This is a genomic window from Kribbella sp. NBC_01505, assembly GCF_045040285.1.
Classification (GTDB): domain Bacteria; phylum Actinomycetota; class Actinomycetes; order Propionibacteriales; family Kribbellaceae; genus Kribbella.
This window is the reverse complement of the sequence record NZ_CP109425.1, coordinates 7092290-7108327: the sequence shown is the minus strand read 5'-3', so window position 1 is coordinate 7108327 and position 16038 is coordinate 7092290. Positions and strand designations below refer to the sequence as shown.

The 16038-nt window shown below is 67.6% G+C and carries 18 protein-coding genes; 8 read left to right on the top strand and 10 right to left on the bottom strand.

Features of this window, described 5'->3' with window-relative positions; genetic code table 11:
• Positions 1-95: 95 nt before the first annotated feature.
• On the top strand, positions 96-584 hold the full coding sequence (ybaK, locus tag OG474_RS33520; protein ID WP_405057612.1) for a Cys-tRNA(Pro) deacylase: 489 nt from the start codon (positions 96-98) through the stop codon (positions 582-584).
• Here ybaK and OG474_RS33515 read toward each other — a convergent pair.
• The 4 genes from OG474_RS33515 to OG474_RS33500 are packed head-to-tail and all read right to left on the bottom strand — an operon-like array spanning position 571 to position 5191.
• Positions 571-2409, bottom strand: a complete 1839-nt coding sequence (locus OG474_RS33515) for a glycoside hydrolase family 32 protein (RefSeq protein ID WP_405057611.1) — start codon at positions 2407-2409, stop codon at positions 571-573. The two genes, ybaK and OG474_RS33515, sit on opposite strands and share 14 nt — an antisense overlap.
• Entirely contained in the window at positions 2406-3200 is a 795-nt protein-coding gene (locus OG474_RS33510; RefSeq protein WP_405057610.1) for an ATP-binding cassette domain-containing protein, read from the bottom strand. Before OG474_RS33510 ends, OG474_RS33515 begins: the two co-directional genes overlap by 4 nt.
• Positions 3197-4189, bottom strand: coding sequence for an ABC transporter permease (locus OG474_RS33505; protein WP_405057609.1), 993 nt, complete (start codon positions 4187-4189; stop codon positions 3197-3199). Before OG474_RS33505 ends, OG474_RS33510 begins: the two co-directional genes overlap by 4 nt.
• A 3-nt stretch (positions 4190-4192) precedes the next feature.
• A complete protein-coding gene (locus OG474_RS33500; RefSeq protein WP_405057608.1) occupies positions 4193-5191 on the bottom strand; it encodes a substrate-binding domain-containing protein in 999 nt (332 codons plus the stop codon).
• Positions 5192-5338: 147 nt separating this feature from the next.
• Here OG474_RS33500 and OG474_RS33495 point away from each other — a divergent pair, with 147 nt between their 5' ends.
• On the top strand, positions 5339-6346 hold the full coding sequence (locus OG474_RS33495) for a LacI family DNA-binding transcriptional regulator (RefSeq protein WP_405057607.1): 1008 nt from the start codon (positions 5339-5341) through the stop codon (positions 6344-6346).
• Here the strand turns inward: OG474_RS33495 and OG474_RS33490 are convergent.
• Positions 6336-8411 carry a phosphocholine-specific phospholipase C gene (locus OG474_RS33490; protein ID WP_405057606.1) on the bottom strand — a complete coding sequence of 692 codons (2076 nt, stop codon included), beginning with the start codon at positions 8409-8411 and terminating at the stop codon, positions 6336-6338. The two genes, OG474_RS33495 and OG474_RS33490, sit on opposite strands and share 11 nt — an antisense overlap.
• A gap of 73 nt (positions 8412-8484) precedes the next feature.
• Positions 8485-9564 carry a 3-deoxy-7-phosphoheptulonate synthase gene (locus OG474_RS33485; RefSeq protein ID WP_405057605.1) on the bottom strand — a complete coding sequence of 360 codons (1080 nt, stop codon included), beginning with the start codon at positions 9562-9564 and terminating at the stop codon, positions 8485-8487.
• A gap of 431 nt (positions 9565-9995) precedes the next feature.
• Between OG474_RS33485 and OG474_RS33480 the strand changes: the two genes are divergently transcribed.
• The 6 genes from OG474_RS33480 (at position 9996) to OG474_RS33455 (ending at position 12628) form a co-directional block, all read left to right on the top strand.
• A complete protein-coding gene (locus OG474_RS33480; protein WP_405057604.1) occupies positions 9996-10424 on the top strand; it encodes a GNAT family N-acetyltransferase in 429 nt (142 codons plus the stop codon).
• Positions 10425-10488: 64 nt separating this feature from the next.
• On the top strand, positions 10489-10821 hold the full coding sequence (locus OG474_RS33475) for a hypothetical protein (RefSeq protein ID WP_405057603.1): 333 nt from the start codon (positions 10489-10491) through the stop codon (positions 10819-10821).
• A gap of 4 nt (positions 10822-10825) precedes the next feature.
• The gene (locus OG474_RS33470; protein WP_405057602.1) at positions 10826-11389 is read left to right on the top strand and encodes a histidine phosphatase family protein; all 564 of its coding nucleotides are present in this window, start codon (positions 10826-10828) and stop codon (positions 11387-11389) included.
• Positions 11386-11787: a fluoride efflux transporter FluC gene (locus tag OG474_RS33465; RefSeq protein WP_405057601.1), complete on the top strand. Its 402-nt coding sequence runs from the start codon at positions 11386-11388 to the stop codon at positions 11785-11787. Before OG474_RS33470 ends, OG474_RS33465 begins: the two co-directional genes overlap by 4 nt.
• Positions 11784-12149, top strand: a complete 366-nt coding sequence (gene crcB / locus OG474_RS33460; RefSeq protein WP_405057600.1) for a fluoride efflux transporter CrcB — start codon at positions 11784-11786, stop codon at positions 12147-12149. The genes OG474_RS33465 and crcB overlap by 4 nt, the downstream gene beginning before the upstream one ends.
• Positions 12150-12373: 224 nt before the next feature.
• Positions 12374-12628: a WhiB family transcriptional regulator gene (locus OG474_RS33455; protein ID WP_272949701.1), complete on the top strand. Its 255-nt coding sequence runs from the start codon at positions 12374-12376 to the stop codon at positions 12626-12628.
• A gap of 51 nt (positions 12629-12679) precedes the next feature.
• Here the strand turns inward: OG474_RS33455 and OG474_RS33450 are convergent, their stop codons facing one another.
• The 4 genes from OG474_RS33450 to OG474_RS33435 all read right to left on the bottom strand — a co-directional run bounded on the left by OG474_RS33450 (position 12680) and on the right by OG474_RS33435 (position 15965).
• Positions 12680-13111: a PLD nuclease N-terminal domain-containing protein gene (locus OG474_RS33450; RefSeq protein ID WP_405057599.1), complete on the bottom strand. Its 432-nt coding sequence runs from the start codon at positions 13109-13111 to the stop codon at positions 12680-12682.
• 78 nt (positions 13112-13189) lie between these two features.
• Positions 13190-14065: an ABC transporter permease gene (locus OG474_RS33445; RefSeq protein WP_405057598.1), complete on the bottom strand. Its 876-nt coding sequence runs from the start codon at positions 14063-14065 to the stop codon at positions 13190-13192.
• Positions 14052-14858: an ABC transporter ATP-binding protein gene (locus tag OG474_RS33440; RefSeq protein ID WP_405057597.1), complete on the bottom strand. Its 807-nt coding sequence runs from the start codon at positions 14856-14858 to the stop codon at positions 14052-14054. The genes OG474_RS33445 and OG474_RS33440 overlap by 14 nt, the downstream gene beginning before the upstream one ends.
• 24 nt (positions 14859-14882) lie before the next feature.
• Positions 14883-15965, bottom strand: coding sequence for an ABC transporter substrate-binding protein (locus tag OG474_RS33435; protein ID WP_405057596.1), 1083 nt, complete (start codon positions 15963-15965; stop codon positions 14883-14885).
• Between the last annotated feature and the right edge of the window lie 73 nt (positions 15966-16038).

The following is a 16038-nucleotide window of genomic DNA, read 5'->3' as shown; positions in this document are numbered from 1 at the left end:
GGTTTTGCACTCGCATGCGGCTCCATAAGCCACAACCTCATGGGTGGACCCATCAGATGCGCCCCCCGAGATGTGGCGGGAGTTAGGCTCAGACCGTGGCGAAGAGCAAGCAGTCGACGGGCACGCCGGCGACGGTGGCGCTGACCAAGGCGAAGGTCGAGTTCAGCACGCACACATACGAGCACGACCCAGCAGCTAAGTCCTTCGGACTCGAAGCGGCCGAGGCCTTAGGCCTCCAGCCCGCACAGGTCTTCAAAACCCTGCTGGTCGAGGTGGACGGCAAGCTGACCGTCGGCGTCGTACCGGTCGACCGCCAACTCGACCTCAAGGCGATCGCCGCAGCCGCAGGCGGCAAGAAGGCCGTCATGGCCGACCCCGCCGCCGCCGAACGCACCACCGGGTACGTCGTCGGCGGCATCAGCCCGATCGGCCAGAAGCGCCCGCTCCCGACCGTCGTCGACAGTACGGCGACCGACCACCCGACCGTCTACGTATCGGGTGGTCGACGAGGGCTCGACATCGGCCTATCCCCCGCCGACCTGATCAAGATCACAAACGCCCGTACGGCGGCTATCGCACGCTGACGTTCTGCACGAGCGCGGTCCCGTTGTAGACGTTCATCCCAAACTGACCGGCCGCGTGCGCGGTGTCGATCGCATCGATGACCTGCTTACCATCCAACGCCACCTTGATGTTCGGCCCAGCAGTCTGCACCGTGAAGTGGCAAGTCCGGCCGCGCTCCACCTGCAACGGCACGCTCGCGATATCCCGCCCAGGCCGCCAAAGCTTCACCACATTCGCCGCCGCATCCACGTTCACCGTGTAATGCTGCGAAGCGTCCCTAGTCGCCCGGAACGTAAGCGCCGCCGCAACACCATCGACCAGCCGCACATCCCCATCCAGGGTGAAATCCGACCCCTTCGCCGTACTCAGATAGAAGGCGTCCCCCGGCGACTTACCCTGCTTGCCGTCAGCAACATCTGCCCACTGACCACGAGCGGCATACCAGGGACCGCCCAGATTGGTGTGCAGCGTCGCCTCACCCAGCGGCCGCCAGATCGAGGCGAGCTCGTGAATCGTCAGCGAGTCCAGCCGAAGCCGACCTTCGGCAAAGAGCTCGAGACCGTCTCCACCAGGCAGCCCATCGAAGTTCACATTGAAGCTCTGGTAAACGTCACCGTCGTTGCCGAAGACATCGAGCTGCCCGCGGTCGACCAGCAGCCGAAGCTTGACCTTCCCGTTCTGCGGCCGCAATCCAACCCCGTTCAGCTCCTGCGCACGAGCGTCGTACACGACCTCGCGATCGAACCACCCGTCCGGCCCGGTATGCAGCCGGATCCCGAGCCGCTGGAGATCGCGCACATCGACGACCGCCTCAAGCTCATACGTGTTGACCCGGACCCCAGCCAGCAACTGCCGCGCGGCCTTGCTGTCCAGGCTCAGGTTCTTCCACGTGCGGGTGTTCTCCCGCAGCGTGTCGAGCTCTGATACCGGCGTACTCACGACCCGAATCCCGTCCGCGGTCCGCCGCAGCTTCAGATCGACCGGGAACGACGCATTTCCGGTCCAGATCGAGCCGTAGTTCTCCCCCTGCCAGGCCATCGAGACAACTCGATCCCCCTTCAGGTTGGAGAAGTTCAGAGCCGCGTAATACCCAGCTCCGGCATGGGTCGCGGTCTGGTTGATCTTCTGCGGCGTCGTCCAGTCGCTGCGGAACGCCGTACCGTCCCAATCACCGACGTAGTACTCGCCACTCCCCGCATGAAGGACCCACTGGTAGCCACCATCGAACGGCATCCGAATCATGTTCGGACACTCGAACAACCAGCCTGCCTTGAACCGGGACGCGAACGCCCAGTGCAGCAGATCGTCCGAGCTGAAGAAGTCCACACCGTTGCCGCCGGCATCGGACCAGACGACCATTCCCCAGCGCTGCGAGACCGGATCCCAGAACACCTTCGGATCCCGGCTGTCCCCCTCCGGTACGACGACCTTCCGGCCACCGTCGTACGTCTGGAAGGTGTACCCGCCGTCCAGACTGTAGAAGACGGTCACCCCGCGCGTCCCGGAGTACACGATGATCGGATCGTGGTCGCCGTTCTTCAGCCCACTGTCGTTGCCGCAGTCAACGACTCCGCCACCCGACCACAGATCGCCCGGATGGATCGAAGGGTCGAGCGCGATCGGGCGCTGCTGCCAGTGCACGAGATCGGTGCTGGTCGCGTGCCCCCAATGCATCGTGTCCCACTGCAAGGCGTTCGGCGCGTGCTGGAAGTAGAGGTGATACACGCCGCGGTAGTACAGCGGCGCGTTCGGATCGTTCATCCAACCGCTGCGGGGGCTGAAGTGAAACTGCCCGCGATTGTCCTCTTGGTAGTTGGTCGCTGCGTACGGAAAGGGGTTCGTCATGTGTCCACCAGGTTGGGCGGGGCGTCTGGGTCGCCGGGGCGCAGGGCTCCGGTCATGAGAGAGACCACCTGGCTCATCGACGCATCCGCCGGACGTACGACGGCGGCGCGGCGACCGAGCCGGTGGACGTGGATACGGTCGGCGATCTCGAACACCTGCGGCATGTCGTGACTGATCAGCACCACCGGCAGTCCACGGTCGCGGATCCGCCGGATCAGGTCGAGCACCTGCCCCGACTCCTTCACCCCGAGAGCGGCCGTCGGCTCGTCCATGATCACCATCTTGCTGCCGAACATCGCCGCCCGGGCAACCGCGACGGCCTGCCGCTGACCACCGGACAACGTCTCGACCAACTGACCGATGTGCTGAACGGTTTCGATACCCAAGGCATCGAGCTGCTGCTGCGCCTGCTCCCGCATCGCGTTCCGGTCGAGCAGCCGGAACACACTGCCCAACGGCCCGGTACGGCGTACCTCGCGGCCGAGGAACAGGTTCGTGGCGATGTCCATCGCGGGCGCCAGGGCCAGCGTTTGATGGACCGTTTCGATTCCGGCGTGCCTGGCGTCGAGTGGCGAGTGGAAGTGCGTCTCGACCCCGTCCAGGAGAACCGTTCCCTCGTCCGGGATCAGCGCGCCGGACAGGGCTTTGATCAGGCTGGACTTCCCCGCGCCGTTGTCGCCGACGACGGCCAGCACCTCACCGGCGTACAGGTCGAAGTCGGCACCGTCGATCGCGGTCACCCGGCCGTAGCGTTTCACCAGACCGCGGGCCTGCAGCGCGGGCGTGGTCATCGCGACCTCCTACGAACGACCTGGTCGAAGGCAACGGCTGCGATCACCAGGACACCGGTCGCGACATCCTGGTACAGGCTGTCGATCCCGGCCTGGGTCAGGCCGCTGCGCAGTACGGCGACGATCAGCGCGCCGACCACCGTGCCCAGCACACTGCCGCGACCACCGAACAGGCTGGTGCCGCCGATGACGACAGCGGTAATGCTGTCCAGGTTGCCGGTCTGGAAGGCGTTCGGGTCCGCGTTCGGGATCCGGCCGAGGGCCTGCCAGGCGGCGAAGGCGTAGATCACGCCGGCCACCAGGTAGACGCTGAACCGGGTCCGGCCGACGTGGATACCGGTCAGCCGGGCGGCCTCCGGATCGTTGCCCAGGGCATACACATGGCGGCCCCAGGCGGTCCGCGTGAGCGCGTACCAGGTGATCGCGAACATCACCACGGCCAGCGTCATCCCGTGCGTCACCTTGATCTGCCCGAACAGATAGCCACCCTCGCCGAGGACGCCGAGCAGGCTGTCGGTGACCGGGTACGAGTTGCCTTCGGAGTACAGGCGTCCGGCCGCGAGCACGACGGTCAGCATGCCGAGCGTGACGATGAACGGCGGCAGGTTGAGCATCGTGACGAGCCCACCGGAGATCGCCCCGAGGGCCGCGCAGACGATGAAGCCGGCGATCAGCGCCACCACCGAGTTGCTGCCCTCGGTCACCAGGCGCGCGAGCACCATTGTGCCGAGCACCATGATCGCCGCGTTCGCCAGGTCGATCCCGCCGGTCAGCACGATCAGCGTCTGCCCCAGCGCCAGCGTCGCCACCACCAACGACTGCTGAACCACCAGACTCAGGTTGTCGACCGTGAGGAACGTCGAGGTCGTCACCGAGAACACAACCATCGCCAGGATCAACGCGGCGAGTGGCCCGAGGGCCGGGTTGTGCAAAAGCGCTTCTGTGGAACGATTCCGCAGCGACGGTGCCGCCGCCTGATCAGAACTCATCCGTCAGCCCCAGCAGTTCTGAGCGCCCCAGGTGGTGTCCTTGCTGTCCAAGCCCGGGAGGGGCTTGTCGGTGATCAGCTGGGCGCCGGTGTCCTGGAATCCGGTCGGCTTCTTGCCGTCCTTGGCGAAGGCGACGACCGCGTCGACACCTTGCTCGGCCATCTTCTTCGGGAACTGCATGACGGTGGCCAGATACTTGCCGGCCTTCACGTCGGCGACACCTTGGCACCCGCCGTCGATCGATCCGACCGCCACCTTGCCGGCCAGACCCTTCGCGGTCAGCGCGGCCACGGCACCTCGGGCGGCGGGCTCGTTCAGCGTGTAGACCGAGTTCACCGTGGCGTCGCGCTGAAGCAGGTTCTCCATCGCGGCCTGGGCCTTGTTCTGGTCGCCGTTGGTCGGTGCCGCGCCGATGATCGCCGGGTCACCGTCCTTCAGCCCCATCCCCTGCAGGAACCCGCGGTGCCGTTGCTCGTCGACCGTGCCGCCCGGCGTACCGTCCATCATCAGCAGCCGCGGCGGGGTCGACCCGAGCGTCGCCTTGATGTATTTGCCCTCCAGCTCACCCGCGGTCGTGTTGTTGGTCGCGTACGTCGCGTCCACGGCGTCCTTGGGATCGGTCTCGGTGTCGAGGGCGATCACCAGAACGCCCTTCTCCTTGGCCTGCTTGAGCGCACCGAGGATGCCGGTGGAGTTGCTCGGCGTGATCAGGATGCCCTTCACGCCCTGCTGGACCAGGTTCTCGATCGCGGCGACCTGACCCTCGTTGTCGCCGTCGAACTTGCCGGCCACCGCGATCAGCTCGGCGTTCGACTGCTGGGCGTGCGCCTTGGCCGACTCGCGCAGCTTCACGAAGTACGGGTTGGTGTCGGTCTTGGTGACGAGCCCGATCTTGACCGGGCCGCTGCTGTCACCACCGCCGCCACTGCCGGACTTGGTCTGCGTACACGCCGCCGTGGCCAGCACGGCCACGGTCAGCAGGACGGGGACGGTTCTTCTCACGGGTCAGCCCTCCGGAGCAATGTGTCAGCCCGCGTCTCAGGAACCCGGGCGCCGGTCTGACACGCGAAGGTAGACCGGTAAGAACACTGGTTTCCTGCTTTGCGCAAAGACTTGCGCAAAGCACCCTGGGCAACGACCATACGACGGATGGTCACGATGACCGAGGTCGCCCACGCCGCCGGAGTGTCGGTCAGTACGGTGTCGCATGTCGTCAACGGGACCCGGCTGGTCGCCCCGGCGACGCGCGAGCGTGTCCAGCACGCGATGGATCTGCTCGGCTACCAGCACCAGCCGACCGCCCGCTCGCTGTCCGCGGGCACCAACCGGACGATCGGTCTGGCCATCACGGTGGCGACCAATCCGTACTGGGTCGAGCTCATCCAGGGGATCGACCGCGAGGCCACCCGGGCCGGGCTGAACCTGATCATCGTGGATACCCGCGACGACGCCCGGCACGAGTCGGTCGCGGTCGCGAATCTGCTGGCGCACCGCATCGAAGGCCTGATCATCGCGCCGGCCGACGGCTGGCGCGATCTGACCCTGCCGATGCTGCGCGACCACGCGCTGCCCTATGTCCTGGTGGACCGGATCACGCCCGAGCTGCGGGTCGATCAGGTCGGCGTCGAGAACGAGGCGGCGACGATCGCGATCATCGACCACCTGATCTCGCTCGGCCACACCCGGATCGGGATGCTCAGCGGCATCCCCGGTCTGTCGACCAGCACCGAGCGTCTGCACGGATACCACGTCGCCCATCACCGGGCCGACCTACCAGTCGATCCGGATCTGATCCGGGTTGGCTCGTCGACCAGCGACGGCGGCCGCAAAGCGACCTGGGAGCTGCTCCAGCTCAACGACCGCCCGACCGCATTGTTTGCCGCGAACAACAGTATGACGATCGGCGCGCTGGCCGCCCTCAACACCGCGGGCGTGCCGGTGCCGAAGGAGATGGCGCTCTCGGCCTTCGACGACTTCAGCTGGGCCGATCTGTTCAGCCCGGGCCTGACCACCGTGGCCCAACCGTCCGCGGCAATCGGTGCCCGAGCTGTCCAGTTACTGCTGCGCCGGATGAACGATCCCGATGCGCCTCCGCAGACCATCCGGTTGCCTGCGGAGATCATGCATCGTCAATCCTGCGGCTGCGTCAGCCGGTGACTCCGGCGCGGCCGGTCTCCAAGTGCCCGCTCAACCGACGCCGGTACGACGTGTCCTCGACCACCGTGACCTCGACGTCGTACCAGCCGTGGTCGGTCGGCCAGTCCACATCCCTGGTCTGCTTACCGCGCAGCGTGACGGTCACCGTCTTGCTGCCGTAGCCGCGCGCCTTCAGCTTGAGCGTGAGCGGCTTGCGCGACGTGTTGACCAACGCCAACTCGAGCCCACTCCCCCGCTGACAGACCCGTACGTCCAGTCCGGCCGCGATTCCGTCGGTGGACCCGGCCAGCTCGACCCAGAACCGGTTCGGACCTTGTACGGCGAGCTCGTACGGGCCGGTGACCGCGATCAGTTCCACGCGATCCCGCCGTACGTCGAGATGCGCGGGCAAGGGCAGCTCGCCGCCGTACGGGTAGATCGCGAAATGCGCCGGGGCATCGCCTTCGTTGCTGAGGGCCACCTTCAGCTTGCCGTCAGCAACGAAGCCGGAGACCGCAGGCCGGTAAGGCAATGGGCGAGCCGGACGGCGACCGTTCTCCTGCTGCGGGACTGCCTGGTCGGCCGGCGGCGTCGGCTTCCAGCGCGCGATCGGCGCCGGGATCGGGCCGGGCGCGTCGACGCTCGGCTGCCGGTACGAGCGGTCGAAGTCGAAGGCCGACGTGAGATCGCCACAGGCGGTCCGCCGCCACTTGCTGATGTTCGGCTCCTGAACGCCGGTCCAACGTTCGAGGAAGCGGATCACCGAGGTGTGGTCGAACACCTGCGAGTTCACGTGACCGCCGACCGTCCACGGCGAGATCACCGTCATCGGGACGCGCGGGCCGAGCCCGATCGGCTGACCGTTGTACCAGTCGTCGTCGTTCCCGGAGGCGGGGCGCGGCGCGACCGGCGGTGGCACGTGGTCGAAGTACCCGTCGTTCTCGTCGAAGTTGATGAACAGCGCGGTCTTCGACCAGGTCTCCGGGTCGGAGGCGATCGCGTCGAGGAGCTCGTAGACGAGGTTCGCGCTGGCCACCGGCGTGGACGAGCCGGGGTGCTCGGAGTCGACCGCGGACGGCACCAGCCAGGTGACCTGCGGCAGCTTGCCGGCCTTGATGTCGGCCTTGACCCGCGGGATCAGCGACTCGGGCTCGGAGCGGTACATGGCCTTGTGGAACAGGTCCTGATCAGCCTTGGGCTGCTTGGCCACGGCTGCTGCCAGTTGCTTCAATGCTTCGGTCTGCGCGGCCGGCGTCTTCTCGAAGAGCTTGTCGTAGAACTCCTCGGTGGTGCGGTAGCCACCCGGCACCGACGCGAGGATCCGGGTGCCGATGTCCTTGAAGGTGCGGAAGTACTCGACCGCGTTGTCGGTGAAGTTGTCCCACTCCTGGTAGATCTGCCAGGAGACGCCGGCCTTCTCGAGGCGCTCCGGGTACGCCGTCCAGTCGTAGCCCTTGTGGTTGTAGTCGTACGCCGCGTTGCTCACCGCCCGCTGGGTCGTCCCGGGCTCGTAGCCGACGGTGCCGGACCACAGGTAGGTGCGGTTCGGGTTGGTGGAGCCGTTGACCGAGCAGTGGTAGGCATCGCAGATCGTGAAGGTCTCGGCCAGCTCGTACTGCAGGGGGATGTCGCGCCGGTCGTAGTAGGTCATCGTCGCGGCGGTCTTGGCCTGCACCCAGTTGTCGTCCCAGCCGTTGCTCCAGGCCCGGGTGGCGTCGGTGAAGCCATGGGCGAGTGCACCGAGGTACTGGATGTCGTCGGGCTTGCGGCCGGCCGCGGCCGCCGCGGCGCGGAGCGAGAACGGCAGCACCTCACCGCCCGCGGTCTTCGGCTGATGGAAGACGCTCTGGCCGTTGCGCAGCCGCAGTGGCTGGCGATCGCCGTACCCGCGAACTCCGCGCAGCGTCCCGTAGTAGTGGTCGAACGAACGGTTCTCCTGCATCAGCACGATCACGTGCTCGATGGCCCGTAGCCCACCACGTCGTGCCGGTTGCGCCATGGCGGTGTGCAGCGACGGCGGGAGCAGCGACAACGCTGCCCCGCCGGCCGCCGAACCGAGAACAAGGCGCCGGGTGATCTCAGTCATGGTCCGGACCTTATGAGCGGCTCATGACCACCGCAAGACCCCCGAGTGAACTCCCGAGACTGCTCAGAAGTGTTCAGCCGCGCCGCTTGAGGACATTGTCGCGCAGATCACTCAGGACGGCCTCGGTGGTCTCCCATCCCATGCAGGCGTCGGTGACCGACTGGCCGTAGGTCAGCTCGCGGGTCGGGTCGAGGTCCTGGCGGCCTTCGGAGAGGAACGACTCCAGCATCACGCCGACGATCGCCTGGTTCCCGGCCGCGACCTGCTCGCCGATCTCCGCCGCCACGATCGGCTGGCGCCGGTGGTCCTTGCGGCTGTTGCCGTGGCTCGCGTCGACGACCACGCGCTCCGGGAGGCCCGCCGTACGGAGCAGGTCGGTGGCGGCGGCAACGGATTCGGCGTCGTAGTTCGGACCGGAGTCGGAGCCGCGCAGGACCAGGTGGCAGTCCGGGTTGCCGCGGGTGTGCAGGATCGCCGGCGCGCCGTCGTGGTCGATGCCAGTGAACACATGCGGTACGGCGGCCGCCTTGATCGCGTCGACCGCGGTCGCGATGGATCCGTCGGGGCGGTTCTTCATCCCGATCGGCATCGACAGGCCGGACGACAACTGCCGGTGCACCTGGGACTCGACGGTGCGTGCACCGATGGCGCCCCAGCCGACGGTGTCGGCGATGTACTGCGGGGTGATCGGGTCGAGGAACTCACACCCGACCGGCAGACCGAGCTCGGTCACCTGGAGCAGGAGCTTGCGGGCCAGCCGCAGGCCGCGGTTCACGTCACCCGAGCCATCGAGGCCGGGGTCGTTGATCAGGCCCTTCCAGCCCAGCGTGGAACGCGGCTTCTCGAAGTAGACCCGCATCACCACCAGCAGACCGTCCGACAGGCGCTCGGCGACCGGGCGGAGCCGCTCGGCGTACTCGAGCGCCGCGTCGGCGTCGTGCACGGAGCAGGGACCGACCACGACCAGCAGCCGGTCGTCGACGCCGTTCAGTACGTCGACGACGGCCTGCCGACCGTCGACCACGGTCTGCGCGAGGGCGTCGTTCAGCGGCAGCTCGTCGTGCAGCGCGAGCGGCGTGATCAACGGGACGGTCTTCTCGATCCGCCGGTCGACAACGGCGGCCTGCTCGGATCGCCTCGGGAGGGTGTTCATGGTGATGGGACCTTTCCGCCGGAGCACCGCGGAAGGTCGCAGTCAGCCGGCTGGGAACAAGAAAAGGCAAGGACGGTTTGTCCTTGCCTTCGGGCCGGCTGAGATGAAGTAGGCGAGCGTCAGCGATCAACTGAGCTGCCCGGCACCAAAGCCGGCCACTCAAAAAATCGCCAATAGCAACGCTTCACACCCAAAACACTACCACCACCCCCCACCCCGCCCACGCCGGCGGTCGCAGCCTTGAGCACGGTTCAACCACTTCCGCGGCCAAAAAGTGGTCGATGGGTGCTCAAGGCGGAGGAAATGGTGTGGCGGCGGAGGGGGTGGCGTGGTTGTGTCGGGGGGTGATGATCCGTGCTGCGTTCGGGAGTGAGCTTGCGGGGCTGCGGGAGCTTGAAGTTGCTGCGGGGGTGTTGTTTCGCGAGATCGGGATGACTGAGATCGCGGGGCATCCGGCGCCGCCGCTCGCGGTGTTTGAGGAGGCGTTGCGGGCGGGGCGGCTGTGGGTGATCGCCGGCGTGGACGAGCGGCCGGCTGGGTTCGTGCTGGTCGAGGTTGTGGACGGGGCCGCGCACATCGAGCAGGTGAGCGTGCATCCCGACCAGCAGGGGCGCGGACTGGGGCGCGCACTGATCGACCACGTCGAGGCCTGGGCGGCGGAGCAGGGGCTGGCCGGGTTGACGCTCAGCACGTTCCGGAGCGTGCCGTGGAACGCGCCGTACTACGCACGGCTCGGCTTCGTGGAGCTGCCGGCGGCGGAGCTGACCGACGGGTTGCGCGCGGTTCTGGCCGCGGAGACCGCCTTCGGACTGGACCCGGCCACGCGGGTCTTCATGCAGCGGCAGGTCGCGGGCCAGTAACCCAGAGGCGTCCGGGCTCGTTGAGGGCTGCAACAACGGGTCGACATCTGAGGGGTGCTGGACAGTGAGGCCGCGGGTCTTCGAGCTGGTGCGGTACCGGGATCCGAGTGGGGTCTCCGGGACCGGTGTGGTTGCGGAGGGCTGCGAGTTCAGCGACGGGTCAGTGGCGTTGCGGTGGCGGGGCGAGAACCCGGCGACCGCGGTCTGGCCCGGGATCGAGGCCGTGCTCGCCGTGCACGGTCACCAGGGCGCCACCGAGGTGCACTGGATCGAGCCCGAACCCCCGACGACGAGCCCCCAACCGCCCGGAGGCATCGATCAACTCTTCGACGAGCTTCATCAGATCCGGCCACCGTCCGCTCCTCAGGGGTGGGCCGGGGCCCGACATCTTCGCTAGGCCCATGCCGGTCACGCAGATCTACCTGGTTCGACACGGAGAGCCCGACTACGCACGCGTTGACGGTCAGGGGCTGCGCGGAGCCGCGGCCGACTCGGCCCCGCTGACACCGGACGGGGTGCGGCAGGCCGAGGAGCTGGCCGACCTGCTCAGCGGGATCGGGGCGACGTACCTGGTCAGCTCGCCGTACACGCGGGCGCTGCAGTTCGCCGCGATCGTCGGGCACCGGCTCGCGCTCGGCGTCCGGGTCGACCACGACCTGCGCGACTGGCTCCCGGACCAGTCCGGTGCGTGGCGCGGCCTGGCCGATGTGAAGGCCGCCCAGGCCGAGTTCGAGTCGTACGGCGGTGAGTGGCCGGACGCCGACAAAGAAGTGCACCGCGAGAGGTCGTGGGAGCCGTTGTCCAAGGTGCGGGGGCGAGCGGAGACGGCGCTCGCCCGGCATGCCTCCGGGACGGACGGACCGGTACTCGCGGTCACCCACGCAACGGTGATCCGTGCCCTGACCGGCGAGACCGGGACGCCGCATGGGGCGCACGAGTACTACCGCTACGCTCCGGCGGTGTGAGCGACGTTCTCAGTCCGGGGCTACCGCGCGTGCTCGGCGCGGTAGCCCTCGGCGGGATCATCGGCTCGCTGGCCCGCTACGGGCTCGCGACGGCGATTCCGCACCCCGAGGGTGGGTTTCCCTGGGCGACCTTCATCACGAACGTGGTGGGCTGCCTGGCCATCGGAGTCCTCTTCGCGCGACTCACCCCGCAATCGCATCCACTGCTCCGGCCCTTTCTCGGCACCGGAATTCTCGGTGGCTTCACGACCTTCTCGACGTACGCCGTAGACACCGAGAAGTTGTTGCACAGTCAGATGCACGTGCATCCGCTCGTTGCCTTTGCCTACTTCTTCGGCACGGTCGCTACAGCGTTGCTGGCAGCAACGCTCGGCGAGTGGCTCGGACGGCGACGATGAACGTTCTGCTCGTCGCTCTCGGTGCCGCGATCGGCGCACCACTGCGGTTCATTGTGGACAAAGTCCTTGTGACACGGCTTTTTCGGACCAGTGGCCAACAGGTCTCGTTGCCGTGGGGCACCTTCACCGTCAACGTCGTCGGCAGCTTCGTCCTCGGCCTGATGACCGGTGTGACCGATCAGAACTGGACGCTGCTGATCGGCGTCGGCTTCTGCGGAGCGTTCACGACGTACAGCACGTTCGCGGCCGAGACGACGGCGCTCGCGACTTCGGGGCATCGGGCAAAGGCTTTGCTGACAGTGCTGCTCAACCTCGGAATCGGCCTGCTGGCGGCCGTTTTGGGTGCATCACTCGCGAAGTGATCCATGTCACAGTCGGTGAGCCCATGATCACGCTCTCCGCGTGAAATGCCGTGATCACAGGCTGCAACGCCACGTGCCGATAACGAATGGATCGAAGTTCGAGATAACAAGGGTTGAACTCGGCTGGAGTTGAGCATAGTTTTCACCGAGCGCCCGTCCGCGCTCACGGTGAGTCATAGGAGGTTGCCATGTCGAGAGGGATGCCTCGCCTACCCCGCCCGCTCATGGATTTGTGGGACTGGCAGTCGCAGTCTGCGTGCCGCGACGTCAACCCGGAGCTGTTCTTCTCGCCCGAATCGGAGCGTGGCGTTCGTAAACGCGCCCGCGAGATGGTGGCGAAGTCACTCTGCGGCACCTGCCCGGTTCAGCCGGAGTGCCGCCAGCACGCCCTCGCGGTCGGAGAACCGTACGGCGTCTGGGGTGGGACCACAGAGTCCGAGCGCGACAACGCCCCCCTGGAGCACCGAAAGTCGGCCTGAGAAACCGCGCTCTGCCGTCCTAGGAGATCTCCCTAGGACCAGGGCGCGGTCTCACGACTTACCGTCGTCGGTCTCGGCCGGCGGCGCGTCACCGGTCGGCGCCTCGTCGTCGGCCGGAGTTTCCGGATCCTCGGGGCCCTGATTTTTGGGACGTGGTGTGTCCTGAGCCTCGCCGGCCGGCGGCTTGATCGTCGTCCGCGGGTCCCGGTAGCGGTCCAGCGACTTCAGGAAGTCGGGATCGTCGTCGGGCGCCATCGACCGCGGCGCCGGCCGCGACGGCCGGACCGGACGTTCACGCCCCGCACGGGATGTGCGCTGCGCGAGCAGCCAGACGATCGGCCCGACGAACGGGACGAACACGATGATGACGATCCACACCAGCTTGGGCAGATGTGGGACCTCGTCGTCGGGCGTCTGGATGCACGAGAACAGCGCATACACGCTGAGCACCAGGCTGATCAGGAACGGCAGGAATCGGACCACGTCCCCACAGTACGGCGCAGCGCCGAACCGGGGCCGCGACGCGGGCCCCAGTTGCCGAGCCGTAACCCCGGACCGACCTCAGCGAACGGCGCTGGTCAGCCCTCGTGCCTTCAGGACCGAGTTCTCCAGTGGGCGGAAGACCGCGAGCTCGATCCCGACGCCGACCACGAAGATCAGCAGGATGCCGGCGAACACCATCGAGATGTCCGACAGCGACATGCCGTTGTGCAGGTACTGACCAAGTCCCTCACCGAGATCCGGCGACGAAGCGATCAGCTCGGCGGCCATCAGCGACCGCCAGGAGAACGCCCAGCCCTGCTTGAGTCCGCCGAGGAATCCGGGCAGCGCGGCCGGCAGCAGGATGTACCTGATCCCGCCCAACCGGCCGGCGCCGAGCGCCTTGCCGACTCGCGGCAGGATCGGCGGCACCTGGTCCAGACCGGAGACCAGTCCGTTCGCGATCGACGGCACCGCACCGAGCAACACAACCCAGTAGATAGCGCCGTCGGTCAGACCGAACCACAGCAGCGCCGCCGGTACCCAGGCCACGGACGGCAGGCTCTGCAGACCGGACACCAGCGGTCCGATCCCCCGCCGTACCAGGCGGATGTTCGCGATCGCGAGCCCGAGCGGTACGGCGATCACCAGCGAGATCGCGAACCCGATCACCGCCCGGTGCACCGACACCCAGAACAGCTCGAGGATCTTCCCCGAGGTCACCAGCTGCCAGATCTGCGCCCAGACATCAGCCGGAGCCGGCAGTTTGAACTCGGGCCAGAACGCGGCCGCCCACAGCACCTGCCAGATGATCACCAGCAGCGCGACCGCACCGATCGGCGGCAGCGCGCGAGCCGCGATCCGCCGGGCCAATGACCCTTCGCTCGCGGCTACCGGAGTATCAAGCGCATCCAGCCCGGCCTCGACCGAACCGTCACGGACATCAAGCTGCGGCATGACTGCTGATCACCTTGCGCAGTTCGGTGTTGATCTCGTCGACCGCACCGGCCTCGTCGGATCCGGCCAGCCCCTGCACATCCCATTCGCGCACAACCCGACCGGGCCGCGACGACAGCAGTACGACGCGCTGCCCGAGCCGGACCGCCTCACGAACGTCATGCGTGACGAACAGGATCGCCGTACCGGTGGCTCGCCAGATCCGCAGCAGCTCACCCTGCAGGACATCGCGGGTGATCGCGTCCAGCGCGGAGAACGGCTCATCCATCAGCAGCAGCGACGGCTTGCCCGCGCCGGAGCCGGTGTTGTCGGTGGTCGAGGCGAGCGCCCGCGCGAGCGCGACGCGCTGCCGCATCCCACCGGACAGCTCATGCGGACGCTTGTCACCAAGCCCAGCCAGGCGAACCAGCTCGAGCAGCTCGGCAGCCTTCGCCCGGCGCTGCGCCTTCGGTAAGCCGGCCATCCGCAACGGCAGCTCGACATTCCCGGCCGCGGTCAGCCACGGCATCAGCGCGGCCTCCTGGAACACGACCGCCGGCCGGGACGAGCTCAGCTCGATCCGGCCGCTGGTCGGCTCGTCCAGGCCCGCGACCAGGTTCAGCAAGGTGCTCTTGCCGCAACCGGACGCACCGAGCAGGCAGACGAACTCACCCGCGCGCACCTCCAGGTCAACGCCGTCCAGCGCCACGACCGCCTTGCGGCCGGTCCCGAACGCCTTCCCTACCTGGTGAAAACGCACCGGACGCACCACGTTCTCGCTCACCCTGCGGGCTACCTCGACTGTCGCGGTCATCGTCTGCTCCTCGATCTGTCGGGACTACTTGGTGTCGAGACCGGCGGCGTCGACCGTCGGCTTTCCAGCCTTGCTCAGTACGTCGTTCAGCGGGCCGAGGTCGGCGAAACCGGCGACCTTCGGAGCCTCCTTGGCGATCTTCGCGGTGACCTGGTCCTTGGCCAGCTGCGGGAACGTCGCGGCGAGCGGATCGGCGGTGATCTCGATGTTGCTGAACGCGCGGTCGATCACGGCCGGCTTGAGGTCCTTGCCGGTCGCTTCCTTGAGCTGCTTGTTCACCGCGGTCTTCGCGGCGGCCTGGTCCTTGTTCGCGAAGTCGATCGAGGAAACCAGTCCGCTGAGCAGGGCCTTCACCGTCTCCGGGTGCTCCTGCAGGAACTGGGTGCGCACGATCAGCACCGTGGTCGGGAACTTGCCGTCCGGCCAGAGGGTCTTCTCGTCGAGCAGCACCTTCGCGCCGGCGTCGAGGACGAGCCGCGACGACCAGGGCTCCGGCAGCCAGGCCGCGTCGACCTGGCCCTGCTTGAACGCGTCCAGCGTCTGCGCGTTCTCCAGGCTGGTGACCTTGACCTTGCCGGTCAGGCCCTTCTCCTCGAGCCACTTCTTCAGCGCGACGTCCTGGGTGTTGCCGAGCTGCGGGGTGACCACGGTCTTGCCGGCCAGGTCCTCCGGCTTGGTGATTCCCGGCTTCACAACCAGCTGCGCCCCGCCGGACGTCGTACCGGCGATCAGGCGGACGGCCTCGCCGTTGGACTTCGCGTAGGCGTTGATGGCCGGGCCGGAACCGATGAAGGTCGCGTCCAGTGAGCCGCCGAGCAGCGCGCCGACCGCCTCCGGGCCGGCGTTGAACTTGGTCGGCACCAGCTTGGTGCTGCCGAGGTCCTTGGCGAACAGGCCCTGGTCCAGGCCGACCAGCGCGGCGGCGTGGGTGACGTTCGGGAAGTAGCCGAGCCGGAGCTCGGTGGCCGGCCCCTTGCCGGCGGCGGGGGCCGGCGCGTCGTTCCCCTCGGCCCGGCTGCAGCCGGCGGCCACGACCGCAAGGGTGAGAGCGGCCGCGGACGCGGCGAGCAGACGGCGACGGGCAGGACGGAAGCTGGAGATGCGCACAGGAGACCTTCGGTGGATGCGGGTGGCCGCAACGGCCACGGGCGAGCGTGGATCAGCGAGATTTCACAACGGG